The organism is Janthinobacterium sp. LPB2021202312-11-4, from assembly GCF_037049705.1.
In the GTDB taxonomy this organism is placed as follows: domain Bacteria; phylum Pseudomonadota; class Gammaproteobacteria; order Pseudomonadales; family Pseudomonadaceae; genus Aquipseudomonas.
On the sequence record NZ_JBAGKV010000007.1, the window covers coordinates 128,092 to 142,789 of the forward strand.

Consider the following 14,698-nt stretch of genomic DNA (forward strand, 5'->3'; position numbering starts at 1 on the left):
GGTCGGCTGCCGCTGTTGTTCGAATCGCCCCTGTATGGACGCAGAGTAGGACGAAGAATAGGATGGGCTCAATGGACAATTTCACTGAGACGATAACTATTTTCAGTTTCATTCGGTGAGTGAATTTTTAATCGAGAAAAACCATGTCTGATTCCATTGAACGGAATGAAAATAAAAATGAAGTCGGCGTCGGTGCGGTCTCCCGGCTCTTTGCGGTGCTGCGCAGCCTCGGTGATACGGTCGAGGGCGGCGAGCGGGTGACGCAACTGGCCCAGCGCATCGGTTTGTCGCAACCGACGACCCATCGGTTGCTGCGCAGCCTGATGGACGAGGGCATGGTCGAGCAGGACGCGCGCAGTAAACGCTATCGCTTGAGCCTGGACTTCTTTGCCCTGGCGGCCCGCGCCGGCAACACCGGCAACCTGCGTGAACTGGCGCGCCCGGCGTTGTTGCGGTTGTCGGCGTCGCTGGGGGATTCGTTGTTTTTACTGGCGCGCAGCGGGTTTGATGCGATCTGCCTGGATCGCAGCGAAGGGCCGTTTCCGATTCGCACCTTTACCGGCGATATCGGCGGCCGGGTGGCGTTGGGGGTGGGGCAGGGCAGCCTGGCGATCCTGGCGTTTCTGCCGGAGGAAGAGCGGGACACGGTGATTCACTACAACCTGCCGCGACTCAAGGATTTTCACCTGTATGACGAGGTATTCCTGCGCTCGGAAGTCGAGAACGTGCGAGCGCTGGGGTATGCCGGGCGTAACACCGGGGTGTTGCAGGGCATGGCCGGGGTGGCGGTGCCGATTCTGGATCGTGACGGGCGGGCGGTGGCGGCGTTGAGTGTGGCCACGATCAGCGATCGGCTGGGGCCGGATCGCCTGCCGACGGTGGTGGAGATGCTCAAGCGCGAAGCGGCATTGATCGGGCCGCGGATTAACCCGTTTGATCCGTTGTTGCGCCGGCCTTCGCAGGTGTTTGGGCAGGGTTGAAAAAGATCGCAGCCTGCGGCAGCTCCTACAGAAGCACGCGATCCCCTGTAGGAGTTGCCGCCGGCTGCGATCTTTTGATCTTCTAAAACTGCACGGTTTGCTTGAGCATCCGCGCCGCCGGCGTATCGCTCGGGCTGACCATCGCATAGTTGTACCCGGCCCCCGACCAATACTCGGCCTGTAACTCGCCGTCACTGCGACTGCCTCGGGGCAACAGGTAGTTTTTCGGGCCCGGCGGGCGGACATAGAAACTGATCTTGTGCCCGGTCGAGTCTTCGTAAACGACCATCGCCGCCGGCCCTTGCTCGGTGCTGAGCAGGCGCCCGCTGACCGGTTTGAAACCTGCGCCCGCCAGGTCCGGCAAGCGATTGGCCTGGGTGAAATACCGGTCCAGCCAGTGCTGCATGTCGCCGTCATCGCTGACCTTGTAGTCCGCCGGCAAGATGCCTTGCTGCGCAATCAAACGGTACGCCTGCAGGGCGTCGGTCATTGGCAGTTGAGTGCTGACCAGCGTCATCTCCCGCGCCTGCCAGCCACTGATTCCACCGACACTGACCGCCATCAGCAACACCGCCGCGCTGGCCAGATGTCGCCGGGATTGGCGTTTGAGGCGTTGGCGAATCAGCGCCGGATCGAGTTCCGGGTTGGCCGGTTGCTGCAACGCACCGCTCAACGCCGCGCGCAGTTGTTGAGCGTCCTGCTGCCAGGCGCGCACTTGCTCGGAAATTTCCGCGTTGCTGGCCAGAAAAGTCTCCACCAGACGTCGGTCGGCGTCGTTTAGCTGGTGGTCGACGTAGGCGTGCAGGTCACGTTCGCTTGGGGGCATGCTGATCATTTGAGTCTCCGCAGAGAAGGGCGGCTGATTTCGCCGTCGCTGAGTTCGCGCAAAGCCTGGCGGGCGCGGGACAGGCGGGACATCACGGTGCCAGTCGGGACGCCAAGAATCTCGGCGACCTCTTTATAGGTCAGGCCTTCCACCGACACCCACAGCAGCAGGGCGCGCTGTTCGGTGTTGAGCTGGTCGAAGGCTTGCAGGGTGGTTTGGGCAATCACCGTGCGCTCGGCCGAGGGTTGGGCATCGTCGCGGCCGGTGAAAAACTCGAGCATCCGCGCATAACGCCGGGAGCGCCGGTGAGCGTCGAGAAACTGCCGATACAGAATCGAAAACAGCCAGGCGCGCAGGTCGCCGTCGGGGCGTTTGTCGTTCCAGCTCGACAGCGCTCGCTCCAGACTGGCTTGCACGAGGTCGTCGGCACTGCTGGGGTTGCGCGTGAGTGACACGGCAAACCGGCGCAATCTGGGAATGATTTCACTCAGTTGTTCGTCGATATCGTTCATGAGTTTCTGGCTAGTCACTACGCTGGGACTAGGAAGACGCCCGGCACCTGAGGTTATTCCACGCCCGAAAAAATAAATACGGCGCGATGGAATAAAGCTGCGCGGGGTGCGTCTGCTTGGTTCTTCTTACTTGTGGCCGATGGCCCTGGAGTCTTTCATGGTAGATCGCTCATCACCGCCCAGCCGGCCGCCGCTGAGTGCCGCCAGCCTGACACTGCGCCTGGCCGGCATCGCCGTCATTGTTGCGGCAGTGGCCGGGGCTTTTGCCTACGTCAACGGCACCTTTGACCCACAGCGTCTGACGCCGAAAAAGCTGATCAACGTTTTGGAAACCAACAACGGCGTGCACCCGGGGTTTCGGCGTAACCATTCCAAAGGCGTGTGCGTGATCGGGCATTTCGAGAGCAGCGGCGAGGCGCGCAGCTATTCCAGCGCCCAGGTGTTCAATGAGCCACAGACTCCGGTGGTCGGACGTTTCGCCTTGCCGGCCGGCAATCCTTACGCGCCGGATACGGCCGTGCCGATTCGCAGTCTGGCGTTGCGCTTCACCCAGGCCAACGGTCAGCAGTGGCGCACCGGGATGAACAGCATGCCAGTGTTCCCGGTGGGCACGCCCGAAGCGTTCTATCAACTGCAACAGGCGCAGTCGCCGGACCCGGCCACGGGCAAACCCAACCCGGCGGCGGTCCCGGCGTTCTTTGGTTCACATCCGGAAGCGGGGCCTTTCCTGGCCTGGATCAAAACCGCCAAACCGTCGGCCAGTTACGTGACGGAAACCTACAACAGCATCAACGCGTTTTACCTGGTGAATGCGGCCGGGCAGAAGCAAGCGGTGCGCTGGAGCATGGTCCCGGTGGTCAAGGATGCGGCGGGTGCCACGGCGCCTGAAGGAAGTGATTTTCTTGAGAAGGATTTGGTGCAGCGTATCGCCTCGGGGCCACTGCGCTGGCAGTTGAACATCACCCTGGCCAACCCCGGTGATCCGGTGAATGACGCCAGCAAGACGTGGCCGGATGGCCGCAAAGTGATCAACGCCGGGACTTTGGTGCTCGAAGCGACCCAGCCACAACTCAACGGCGAGTGTCGTGACATCAATTACGACCCGCTGGTTTTGCCGGCCGGGATCGAAGGGTCCGACGACCCGCTGCTCGCCGCACGCTCCGCCGGTTATGCCAGTTCCTACCTGCGTCGCACCAGCGAAGTCAGCCAGTTGCCCGCCGCCAAACAGGAGGCTCAACAATGAGCGCCCAACCCAAGCATTTCGCCCCGCTGGCGCGCCTGCTGCACTGGCTGATGGCCCTGATGATCATCGCGATGCTGTTTATCGGCGCGGGCATGGTGGCCTCGGTGTCCGAACGGCATGAATGGCTGATCCACCTGCACAAACCGTTGGGCATTGCGATTCTGCTGCTGGTGATCGTGCGTTTGGCCGTGCGGTTTTCCACCCAGCAACCACCGCTGCCGGCGGACCTGCCGGGTTGGCAGGTGCTGGCGGCCAAGGCGTCCCATTTCTTGCTGTATGCGCTGATGCTGATTTTGCCGCTGCTGGGCTGGGCGATGATTTCGGCGGCGGGTGACCCGGTGATGCTCAGCAGTTCGTTACAATTGCCGTCGATCGTGCCGGCAAATGCGCAGATGTTTGCGTTTCTGCGCAAGGCTCACGGGTATCTGGCGTATCTGTTGTTCCTGACGGTGCTGCTGCATCTGGCGGCGGCGTTGTTTCATGGCTGGGTGCGTCGTGATGACGTGCTGGACAGCATGTTGCGGGGCAAGGATCGCGGCTGAGTTTCAGTTGCTGAGCCCCTGTGAGAGCGGGCTTGCTCGCGAAGTCGGAGTGTCAGTCGGTAGTTATGTCTCTGACAGAGCGCTTTCGCGAGCAAGCCCGCTCCCACAAGATTGCGGTGTTTTGGTCGCCAAGGTTCGCCACCAATAAAGTAACGCCACCGCGTTGATCCCTGCACCCAGCAGGCACACGCCCATCCACCCGCCCCACGCATACATCGCCGTGGAGGCAATCGACCCCAGCGCACTGCCCATCGAATAAAACAGCATGTAGCCAGCGGTCAATCGGCTTTGCGCTTGCGGCCGGACGCTGTAGATCATGCTCTGGCTGGTGACGTGCACCGCTTGCAACCCCAAATCCAGCGTAATGACCCCCAGCAACAGCGCACACAGCGACGATTGGGTGAAGGCGATGGGCAGCCACGACGCCAGCATCAGTAACAGCGACGCCCCACTGGTCCATTGCCCCAGACCACGATCAGCCAGATGTCCGGCGCGGGCCGCCGCCAATGCACCGGCCGCACCGGCCAGTCCGAATAATCCGATTTGCGTGTGGGACAACGACAGTGGCGGGGCGGCGAGGGGCAGCACCATTGGCGTCCACAGCACCATGGCGCTGGCGAAGGTCAGGAACGCGAGGATCGCCCGTTGGCGCAGCACCGGTTCTTCCTTGAACAAGATGAAGACCGAACTGATCAGCGCTATGTAAGTGTGGGGCGGTTGCGCGGTTTCTTGTTTGGGCAGCACACGAAACAACAGCGCCGCCATCAACAGGGTCAAACCCGCCGACAACAGATAGATCGAGCGCCAGCCCGACAGGTCCGCCATCCCGCCGGCCACGGTACGCGCCAACAGAATGCCGACGACAATGCCACTGGTGACCACGCCGACCACGCGCCCGCGCTGAGCCGGTATCGCCAAGGTCGCCGCGTACGCCACCAGCACCTGCGTCACCACCGCCAACAACCCGGTCAACGCCATGCCGATCAGCAACCAGGCACTGTTTTGCGCGAACGCGATTATCAGCAATGCCAGCGCCGACAGCAGCGTTTGCGTGACGATCAAGCGCCGCCGATTGAGCAAATCCCCCAGTGGCACCAGCAACAACAGCCCGACGCCGTAACCGATCTGGGTCAGGGTGACGACGATGCCGATGGTCGTCGGGTTCATGGCAAACGCCTCGGCCATGGCGTCCAGCAGCGGTTGGGCGTAATACACATTGCCGACGGCCAGGCCGCAGGCGACAGCGAACAGCAAGATCACGCCGCTGCTCAATGAATGGTCGGGTTTCATGCCGGGCTCCTAATATGGTTTCAAAATAAAACCAGTTGTACGGTAAGGAGGCTGGTTTTATATTGCAACCACATTTGCAGTCGGTGGGCGCAGTCATGGTTAAACGCACAAGCATGGAAAGCGCCGAATGCCCGGTCGCCCGGTCACTGGATGCCATTGGCGATGGGTGGTCATTGCTGATCGTGCGCGATGCGTTCGATGGGCTTCGCCGGTTCGGCGAGTTTCAGCGCAATTTGGGCATGGCCAAGAACATTCTGTCGACGCGATTGCGCACGTTGGTGGCCCACGGGATTTTCGATCTGGTGCCGGCATCGGATGGCAGCGCGTATCAGGAATACGTGCTGACGGAGAAGGGCAAAGGCCTGTTCCCGTTGATCATCGGGTTGCGGCAGTGGGGCGAGGCGTTTTTCTTTGAACCGGGGGAGGCGCATTCACGGGTGGTTGATCGTGAGCACGGGCGGCCAGTGCGAACGTTGGAATTGCGCGCCGAGGATGGGCGGTTGTTGGGGCCGGAGGATTGTGTGCGGGTGGCCGCTGAATAAACGATCAACAGATCGCGCCTTCGCAGGAGTTGCCGAAGGCTGCGATCTTTTGATCTTAAGGAGCAATCAACGCAAAGTACCCACCATCTCCGCAACGGTGGTCAGCAGGTCTTTACCCAACTGCTTGGAGCGTTTGCCCGACCAGCCCGTCAACGCATTCGGCGCATCGTTATTGTCCTTGAACGGCATCTCCAGGGTCAGCGACAGGCAGTCGAACTTCTTGCCGACGCTGTTGCAGGCCAGGGTCATGTTGGCTTTGCCAGGCAGGTCGCGGGTGTAGCCGTGTTTGGTCTGGAAGTCCTTGGTCAGGTGCTTCAGGTGATCGCGGAAATGGGTTTCGAGCTGCTCGATCCGCGGGGTGTAGCCGGGGTTGCCTTCGCAACCGGCGGTGAACACGTAGGGGATTTCTTCATCACCGTGGACGTCGATGAACAGATCGACGCCGTACTGTTCCATCTGCTGCTGCACAAACAGCACTTCCGGGCTCATCTCCTGGCTGGCGCTCTGCCAGGCACGGTTGAGGTCCTGGCCCATGGCGTTGGTGCGCAAGTGGCCGTGGAAAGCGCCGTCCGGGTTCATGTTCGGCACCAGGTACAGGTCGGCGCCGGCCAGTAGTTTTTTCAGTACAGGGTCGTCATGGTTTTCCAGACGTTCAATCACGCCTTCCATGAACCACTCGGCCATGTGTTCGCCCGGGTGCTGTTGCGCGATGATCCAGACCTTGCGCTGGCCCTCGGCGCCCGTGCCTTTACGCAGTAACTGAATGTCTCGGCCTTCAGCGCTTTTGCCGGTGGTCAGCAACTCGGTACCTGCCTTGGTCAGTGCCTGCTCGATCAGCCAGTCATGACGCCCACGGCTGTACGGTTCGAAGTAGGCAAACCAGGCGTGGGTGGCCGTGGCCTCGAGGCTGAAGCGCAGGCAATCGCCTTCAAAGATCGTCGGCACCCGGAACCAGTTGACGTGGTCGTAGGACGCCACTGCCTGATAACCGTCCCAGGCCTTGTTATACGAGGATTTGCTGGCGTTGTTCAGGCGAAACCAATGCTCTTGACCGACATGCAGACCGCTGGCCTTGAAGTGGAACCACTGGAAATGCTGGCTGCGGGTGTCTGGCTTGATCGCCAACAGGGCTTGCAGCGGATTGCTGATGTCCAGGACTTCAATGTTGCCGCTGTCGAAGTTGGCACTGATGTCGAAAGAGGATTTAGCCACGGTCATAGTCGATTCCTGATTATGATTTATGGCTGCTACTTTACACGCAAGGTGGGAATGAATCGGCGGAAAATTGCGGGGCGAAGCGGGGGGGCGTCCTCCTTGACGCCGAAGCAGCTTAGAGGCTGTGCGATTGATTCTCAAGTGCTATTTATCATTAGTTTGCCCCAATGCGGCCGGGCTTCTCTTGCCAACAGATATTCTTTTGATATCATACGCGCCATTGAATTTGCAGCACGTACAGTCTTCATTAGCCTGAAGCCAAAGCCAGAATAACTGGCAAAAAAAGACCCGGCAAAAAGCCGGGTCAAAAACCGTGATTAGCCTGATGAGGAGATAGTCCAGGAGACCGACCTAAGGTCCTCTGGTCCATCGACTGATCTCGCGACCAGCTGCATGCAATAATAATCATTCTCGTTTGCAAGTCAAATGATTTTATCTGCACGATTGGAAAATTCTTTCCTGTCCTCCTCGAAAATACCTTTGCCTCAGTCGTTCTGATCGCCATCCAGGGATCGGTCGACCATCGCCTGCGCCATATCGATCATGTGCACCACCGAAAACGCCAATGCGCGACTTGTGCCTTGCTGGTTGTTGGCGGACTCCTGGGCCGTGGCCGCTGCACAGCGCAGCAGATCGGACGCATGAACCAGCGCCTCTTCACTGCTGACGTTACGGTTGACGTCGAAAAATCGCGATTCGACCTCCACCTCTGAAACAGCCGGTTTCAAGTAATAATCCAGTGCGCGTTGCGCGGCGGCGTTGCCTTTGGGCGAGGTGAACGTGGTGTCGAATTGCATGTCGGGCAAGTCGTGGCTGGGGTTGGTCATGGCGCGGGTGTACTCCGTGATAGATTCAGATCCGTGAACTCATCCTAGTACGTACTGTATTTGTGACGAGAATTTAAATACTACAATTTGTGTTTTGAGGGCTGGAGGCCCACACGTATCGTGCCGCACATGGATAAATGGATTGAATTGGTCAAGGCCAAAATGAGTGAACTCAAAATCACTCAAGACGAACTCGCAGATCGCCTCGGGATGTCCCAGGGCGGCGTCGGCCACTGGCTGAACAAACGCCGCGACCCTGGCGTCGTCAACATGAACCGTGTGTTGAAGGCGTTGGGCATGGACTTTCTCGAAGTGGCGCTGGTGATCCGCGAACCCCTTGTCTCGGAAGACGACGAGATGCCCCTGGCGCACAAGTACAACCCGTACTTCCGCTACCCGGTCAGCGATTGGCGAGAGCCGGCGCAGATCCGTGATGGTGAGCTGACGGTGTACCGCAAGGAGGATCGCTTCGAGTTGACCGACTACCACGCCCAGGGCCCGGCCTTCTGGTTGAGTGTGGTGGGTGACGCGATGACCGCGCCGACTGGCATCGGCATCGCCGAGGGCATGATGATCCTGGTGGACCCGGCCATCGTGCCGGAGCCCGGAAAACTGGTGATCGCCCAGTGGCCGGACAGTTCGGAAGCGACGTTTCGCAAGCTGATCGAAGAGGGCGGGCAGCGTTACCTGGTCCCGCTCAATCCGACGTATCCGAAAGCCCTTTTCACCGACGAGTGCCGAATTATCGGCGTAGTGGTTCAGGCAACGGCCAAATTCTAATCAGATCGGTCCCCGCACTGCGTAGGACCGATCTTCATTTCACGCTTCTTCCAACTCCACCAAAGCGCTGCCTTCACTGACCATCTCGCCTTCCTGGCAATACAGCGCTTTGATCACCCCCGCATGGGGCGCACGAATGCTGTGCTCCATTTTCATCGCTTCCAGCACCACCAATTGCGCCCCGGCTTCGACCGTTTGCCCGGCCTCCACCAACACCCGCACGATGCTGCCATTCATCGGCGCCGTCAGGCCGCCCTGATGGCTGTGACTGGATTCGACGGCAGCAATCGGGTCGTAGGTTTCGACGCGACGCAGTTCACCTTCCCATTGCAGATACAGCACGTCGCCACGACGGATCGCCCGATGCTGGCGGCGCACGCCGTTGTGTTCGGTCAGCAACTGTTCGCCCTTGAGCTGCGCGCTGCTCACGTCACCCAACGTCAACGCACGATCCTGACCTTCGCAACTCAGATGCAAGGTGATTTCTGTCGGCAATCCGAGGCGCAAACCACTGTTGATCGCCCACGGCGAACTCGGATCATCGGCCCGCAACACCGCCGCTTGCCCCTGGGCAAACGCCTGCGCCGCCGTGTGCCAGAACTCATCGCTGAGCTCCGCAGGCGCTGGCAGCAGTTGCTCCTGATAACGCGGGATGAAACCGGTATCGAGTTCCGCCGCCGCAAACGCGGGATGGCCAACAATGCGGCGCAGGAAGTTGATGTTGGTCTTGAGCCCGCCAATGGCGAACTCATCGAGCATGCTCAACAACCGCAGGCGTGCCTGCTCACGGTCCTCGCCCCAGGCAATCAGCTTGCCGAGCATCGGGTCGTAGAACGGCGAGATCTCATCGCCTTCCTCGACGCCGCTGTCCACGCGCCGTCCCGGACCTTCGGCCGACTCTCGATACAACGCCAGCCGCCCGGTGGCCGGCAGGAAATCATTGCCCGGATCTTCGGCATACAAACGGACTTCAATCGCATGGCCAATTAGCGGCACTTCAGCCTGGGTCATCGGCAACGCTTCACCCCGCGCCACGCGAATCTGCCAGGCCACCAGGTCCAGGCCGGTGATGGCTTCGGTGACCGGGTGTTCAACTTGCAGGCGCGTGTTCATCTCCATAAAGAAGAACTCGCCGCGCGAATCCAGCAGAAACTCCACGGTGCCGGCGCCGACGTAACCGATGGCTTGCGCCGAACGCACCGCCGCTTCACCCATGGCCCGACGCAACTCCCCGCTCAGGCCCGGTGCCGGCGCTTCTTCGACGACTTTCTGGTGCCGGCGCTGGATCGAGCAATCCCGTTCATTCAGGTACAAACAGTTGCCGTGTTGATCGGCGAATACCTGGATTTCCACGTGACGGGGTTTGAGCAGGTACTTCTCCACCAGCATCCGCGAATCGCCGAACGAGGATTTTGCCTCACGCTGGGCGGAGGCCAGGGCTTCGGCCAGTTGGCTGACGTCCTCGACCACTTTCATGCCTTTACCGCCGCCACCGGCCGTAGCCTTGAGCAACACCGGATAGCCGATGCGTTCACAGGCATCGCGGAAGGTGTCCAGGTCCTGGGCCTCGCCGTGATAGCCCGGCACCAGCGGCACGCCGGCAGTTTCCATCAAGGCTTTGGCCGCCGATTTGCTGCCCATGGCGTCGATGGCCGAGGCGGGCGGGCCGAGGAAGATCAGGCCGGCCGCTTCGATGGCGCGGGCGAACCCGGCGTTCTCGGATAAAAAACCATAACCGGGATGAATCGCCTGGGCGCCGCTGGCTTGGGCGGCGGCGATCAGTTTGTCGATTTGCAGGTAACTGTCGGCGGCTTTGCTGCCACCCAGATCGACGCGAATATCCGCTTCGCGGCTGTGCCGGGCGTCACGGTCGGTGGCGCTGTGCACGGCGACGGTGGTCAGGCCCAGGGCCTTGGCTGTGCGCATCACGCGGCAAGCAATTTCGCCACGGTTGGCCACCAGCAGGGTGGTGAGAACAGGTGCGCTCATCAACGCGGCTCCTTGGTGGTTTCGGCTTGCCAGGTCGGCGGACGTTTTTGCAGAAAGGCGCGCAGGCCTTCCTGACCTTCAGGGCTGACGCGAATGCGCGCGATGGCATTTTCGGTGTAGCGGCGCAGGGCCGGGGTCAGCGCGCCATTGCCGACTTCGCGCAGCAAGTCCTTGCTGACGCGCATGGCCGCCGGGCTGTTGAGCAACAAATTGTCGATCCACTGTTCGACCTTTTGCTCCAGCTCAGCGACCGGATAACTCTCGGACAACAAGCCGATTTCCCGCGCCCGTTGCCCGCCGAAACGTTCGGCGGTCAGGGCATAACGCCGCGCCGCGCGTTCACCGATGGCTTGCACCACGAACGGGCTGATCACCGCTGGCGCCAGGCCGATGCGCACTTCTGACAGGCAGAACTGTGCGTCATCGGCGCCAATGGCCATGTCGCAGCAACTGATCAGGCCCAAGGCACCGCCATACGCGGCGCCTTGCACCACGGCCAGGGTCGGGATTTTGAGCTTGGCGAGGTTGTACATCAGCTCCGCCAGTTCCCGGGCGTCGTCGAGGTTGGTGTGGTAATCGAGTTCGGCGGATTGCTGCATCCAGGCCAGGTCGGCACCGGCGCTGAAATGCTTGCCGCGTCCACGCACCAGCAGAAACCGCAGGCGGGTGTCGCCCGAGACTTTGTCCAGGGCGAGGATCAGTTCGCGGATCATCTCGGCGTTGAAGGCGTTGTTCTTTTCTTCACGGCTGAGCCACAGGGTGGCGAAGCCCCGGGGGTCGGTCAGCAGTTCGAGGGTGTTGAAGTCGCTCATATTTGTCCGTCTCCACAACTCTTACTTGTAGGAGCGAGGCTTGCCCGCGAAAGCAATTTTTCAGTCACATCTATATTGGATGTACCGACGCCTTCGCGGGCAAGCCTTGCTCCTACAGATCACATCCGGAACACGCCGAAGCGGCTCGGTTCGATTGGTGCGTTCAGCGACGCGGACAGGGCCAGGGCCAATACATCGCGGGTCTGGGCCGGGTCGATGACGCCGTCGTCCCACAACCGTGCGCTGGAATAGTAGGGGTGACCCTGCTCTTCGTATTGATCGAGGATCGGCTGTTTGATCTCGGCTTCCTGCTCGGCGCTGAAAACCTGGCCACTGCGCTCGGCTTGCTCGCGCTTGACCTGGACCAACACGCCAGCCGCTTGCTCGGCGCCCATCACGCCGATGCGTGCATTCGGCCACATCCACAGGAAGCGCGGATCGTAAGCCCGCCCGCACATGCCGTAGTTACCGGCACCGAAGCTGCCGCCGATGATCACGGTAAATTTCGGCACCTTGGCGCAAGCCACGGCGGTCACCAGTTTGGCGCCGTGCTTGGCGATGCCGCCGGCCTCGTATTTCTGGCCGACCATGAAGCCAGTGATGTTTTGCAGGAACAGCAGCGGAATACCGCGCTGGCAGGCCAGTTCGATAAAGTGCGCGCCTTTTTGCGCGGCTTCGGCGAACAGAATGCCGTTGTTGGCGAGGATCGCGATCGGGTAACCGTGCAGGTAGGAAAAGCCGCACACCAATGTAGTCCCGAATAACGCCTTGAATTCGTCGAACACTGACCCGTCTACCAAACGCGAGATGACTTCGCGCACATCGAACGGCTGCTTGGCGTCGGCTGAAACCACGCCATACAACTCATCGCTGCTGTACAGCGGCGCAATCGGCGCACGTTGTTGCAACTCGCCGAGCTTGCGCCAGTTGAGGTTGGCCACGCTGCGTCGGGCGAGGGCGAGGGCGTGTTCATCGCTCTCGGCGTAATGGTCGGCGACCCCGGAAATCTTGCAGTGCACATCGGCCCCGCCGAGGTCTTCGGCACTGACCACTTCACCGGTGGCGGCTTTCACCAGCGGCGGGCCGGCGAGGAAAATCGTTGCCTGATTGCGCACCATGATCGCTTCGTCGGCCATCGCCGGCACGTAAGCGCCGCCAGCGGTGCACGAGCCCATCACCACGGCAATCTGCGGAATGCCCATGGCGCTCATGTTGGCCTGGTTGAAGAAGATCCGCCCGAAGTGCTCACGGTCCGGGAACACTTCGTCCTGGCGCGGCAGGTTGGCGCCGCCGGAGTCCACCAGATAAATGCACGGCAAGCGGTTCTGTTGGGCGATGGTTTGGGCGCGCAGGTGTTTTTTCACGGTCAGCGGGTAGTACGAGCCACCCTTCACCGTGGCGTCGTTGGCGACGATCATGCACTCGACGCCTTCGACCCGGCCGATTCCGGCAATCACACCGGCCGCCGGGACGTCTTCGCCGTACACCGCGTACGCCGCCAGTTGGCTGATTTCCAGAAACGGCGAGCCTGGGTCGAGCAGGCGATTGATCCGCTCACGGGGCAGTAATTTGCCCCGGGACGTGTGGCGTTCTTGCGCCTTCGGGCCGCCACCTTGCTGCACCTGGGCGAGCAGGGTGTGCAGGGCGTCGACCTGTTTGAGCATCGCCGCGCTGTTGGCGGCGAACTCCGCCGAACGGGGGTTGAGCTGGGTATGCAGGATAGCCATGGACAGCTCCGTTTAGCGGGTTTCGTTGAACAGTTCGCGACCGATCAGCATGCGACGAATCTCACTGGTGCCGGCGCCGATTTCATACAGCTTGGCGTCACGCAGCAGACGACCCGCCGGGAATTCATTGATGTAGCCGTTGCCGCCGAGAATCTGGATCGCGTCGAGGGCCATTTGTGTGGCGCGCTCGGCGCTGTAGAGGATCACGCCCGCCGCATCCTTGCGCGTGGTTTCCCCACGCTCGCAAGCCTGGGCGACCGCGTAGAGGTAAGCGCGGCTGGCGTTGAGCTGGGTGTACATGTCGGCGACTTTGCCCTGGATCAGCTGGAATTCGCCGATGCTTTGGCCGAACTGTTTGCGATCGTGGATGTACGGCACGATCAGGTCCATGCACGACTGCATGATCCCGGTCGGGCCGCCCGACAGCACGACGCGCTCGTAGTCGAGGCCGCTCATCAGCACTTTCACGCCGCCATTGAGCACGCCGAGGATGTTTTCTTCCGGCACTTCGACGTCATCGAAGAACAGCTCGCAGGTGTTGGAGCCGCGCATGCCGAGCTTGTCGAACTTGTTGCTGCGGCTGAAGCCTTTCGAGTCGCGCTCAACGATGAATGCGGTGATGCCGTGGGGGCCTTTTTCCAGGTCAGTCTTGGCGTAGATCACGTAGGTGTTGGCGTCGGGGCCGTTGGTGATCCAGGTTTTGCTGCCGTTGAGCACGTACTTGTCACCGTGCTTGTCGGCGCGCAGTTTCATCGACACCACGTCGGAACCGGCGTTCGGCTCGCTCATGGCCAAGGCGCCGATGTGCTCGCCGCTGATCAGTTTGGGCAGGTATTTGGTTTTCTGTTCGTGATTGCCGTTGCGGTTGATCTGGTTGACGCAGAGGTTGGAATGCGCGCCGTAGGACAACGCCACCGAGGCCGAGCCACGGCTGATTTCTTCCATGATCACCACGTGGGCCAGGTAACCCAGGCCGGCACCGCCGTACTCTTCCGGCACGGTGACGCCAAGCAGGCCCATGTCGCCGAATTTGCGCCACAGGTCAGCGGGGAACAGGTTGTCGATGTCGATCTGAGCCGCGCGCGGGGCGATCTCTTTGGCGACGAAGGACTGAACCTGATCGCGCAGCATGTCGATGGTTTCACCGAGGGCAAAGTTCAGGGATGGATAGCTCATGGGGCACCTTTTGGCTTTTTTGTAGGGTAGGGAGGGCCGTGATTCAGCTCTCACCTTTACGTTAACGTAAGCCTGTGACGAATGGCTGTCAATCACCCTTTACGTTAACGTCAACTTGAGCGACTCTGTAGGAGCAAAGCTTGCTGGCGAAGAACGATAACGCGGTCCTACAGCGACACCGCAGTGCTCCTATCGCCGGCAAGCCGTGCTCCTACAATAAAGACAATAGGGGTCGTC

The 14,698-nt window shown here is 60.8% G+C and carries 14 protein-coding genes; 5 read left to right on the forward strand and 9 right to left on the reverse strand.

Annotated elements, in window-relative coordinates; translation table 11 throughout:
* The first annotated feature begins 143 nt into the window (after positions 1–143).
* Positions 144–980, forward strand: coding sequence for an IclR family transcriptional regulator (locus V5E99_RS10145; protein WP_499802341.1), 837 nt, complete (start codon positions 144–146; stop codon positions 978–980).
* A gap of 82 nt (positions 981–1,062) precedes the next feature.
* Here V5E99_RS10145 and V5E99_RS10150 read toward each other — a convergent pair whose 3' ends face one another.
* A complete protein-coding gene (locus V5E99_RS10150; RefSeq protein ID WP_499802342.1) occupies positions 1,063–1,815 on the reverse strand; it encodes an anti-sigma factor family protein in 753 nt (250 codons plus the stop codon).
* A complete protein-coding gene (locus tag V5E99_RS10155) occupies positions 1,812–2,318 on the reverse strand; it encodes an RNA polymerase sigma factor (RefSeq protein ID WP_499802343.1) in 507 nt (168 codons plus the stop codon). The genes V5E99_RS10150 and V5E99_RS10155 overlap by 4 nt, the downstream gene beginning before the upstream one ends.
* Positions 2,319–2,475: 157 nt before the next feature.
* Between V5E99_RS10155 and V5E99_RS10160 the strand changes: the two genes are divergently transcribed.
* Both V5E99_RS10160 and V5E99_RS10165 read left to right on the forward strand, forming a co-directional pair.
* Entirely contained in the window at positions 2,476–3,561 is a 1,086-nt protein-coding gene (locus V5E99_RS10160) for a catalase family peroxidase (protein WP_499802344.1), read from the forward strand.
* Positions 3,558–4,103, forward strand: coding sequence for a cytochrome b (locus tag V5E99_RS10165; protein WP_499802345.1), 546 nt, complete (start codon positions 3,558–3,560; stop codon positions 4,101–4,103). The genes V5E99_RS10160 and V5E99_RS10165 overlap by 4 nt, the downstream gene beginning before the upstream one ends.
* A 63-nt stretch (positions 4,104–4,166) precedes the next feature.
* Here V5E99_RS10165 and V5E99_RS10170 read toward each other — a convergent pair whose 3' ends face one another.
* Positions 4,167–5,393, reverse strand: coding sequence for an MFS transporter (locus V5E99_RS10170; protein WP_499802346.1), 1,227 nt, complete (start codon positions 5,391–5,393; stop codon positions 4,167–4,169).
* A gap of 95 nt (positions 5,394–5,488) precedes the next feature.
* Here V5E99_RS10170 and V5E99_RS10175 point away from each other — a divergent pair, with 95 nt between their 5' ends.
* On the forward strand, positions 5,489–5,935 hold the full coding sequence (locus tag V5E99_RS10175) for a winged helix-turn-helix transcriptional regulator (protein WP_499802347.1): 447 nt from the start codon (positions 5,489–5,491) through the stop codon (positions 5,933–5,935).
* 66 nt (positions 5,936–6,001) lie between these two features.
* Here the strand turns inward: V5E99_RS10175 and V5E99_RS10180 are convergent, their stop codons facing one another.
* Positions 6,002–7,153 carry a M14 family metallopeptidase gene (locus V5E99_RS10180; RefSeq protein ID WP_499802348.1) on the reverse strand — a complete coding sequence of 384 codons (1,152 nt, stop codon included), beginning with the start codon at positions 7,151–7,153 and terminating at the stop codon, positions 6,002–6,004.
* A gap of 482 nt (positions 7,154–7,635) precedes the next feature.
* Positions 7,636–7,977 carry a DUF6124 family protein gene (locus V5E99_RS10185; RefSeq protein ID WP_499802349.1) on the reverse strand — a complete coding sequence of 114 codons (342 nt, stop codon included), beginning with the start codon at positions 7,975–7,977 and terminating at the stop codon, positions 7,636–7,638.
* A 129-nt stretch (positions 7,978–8,106) separates the two neighbouring features.
* Between V5E99_RS10185 and V5E99_RS10190 the strand changes: the two genes are divergently transcribed.
* On the forward strand, positions 8,107–8,757 hold the full coding sequence (locus V5E99_RS10190; RefSeq protein ID WP_499802350.1) for a LexA family protein: 651 nt from the start codon (positions 8,107–8,109) through the stop codon (positions 8,755–8,757).
* Between the two features lie 39 nt (positions 8,758–8,796).
* On the opposite strand, the gene V5E99_RS10195 is transcribed toward V5E99_RS10190, so the two are convergent.
* The 4 genes from V5E99_RS10195 to V5E99_RS10210 all read right to left on the reverse strand — a co-directional run bounded on the left by V5E99_RS10195 (position 8,797) and on the right by V5E99_RS10210 (position 14,461).
* Positions 8,797–10,746: an acetyl/propionyl/methylcrotonyl-CoA carboxylase subunit alpha gene (locus V5E99_RS10195; RefSeq protein ID WP_499802351.1), complete on the reverse strand. Its 1,950-nt coding sequence runs from the start codon at positions 10,744–10,746 to the stop codon at positions 8,797–8,799.
* Positions 10,746–11,558 (reverse strand): gamma-carboxygeranoyl-CoA hydratase, encoded by an 813-nt coding sequence (locus V5E99_RS10200; protein WP_499802352.1) that lies wholly within the window; start codon positions 11,556–11,558, stop codon positions 10,746–10,748. The genes V5E99_RS10195 and V5E99_RS10200 overlap by 1 nt, the downstream gene beginning before the upstream one ends.
* Positions 11,559–11,677: 119 nt before the next feature.
* Positions 11,678–13,285, reverse strand: a complete 1,608-nt coding sequence (locus V5E99_RS10205; RefSeq protein ID WP_499802353.1) for a carboxyl transferase domain-containing protein — start codon at positions 13,283–13,285, stop codon at positions 11,678–11,680.
* A gap of 12 nt (positions 13,286–13,297) precedes the next feature.
* Positions 13,298–14,461, reverse strand: a complete 1,164-nt coding sequence (locus tag V5E99_RS10210; RefSeq protein ID WP_499802354.1) for an isovaleryl-CoA dehydrogenase — start codon at positions 14,459–14,461, stop codon at positions 13,298–13,300.
* Between the last annotated feature and the right edge of the window lie 237 nt (positions 14,462–14,698).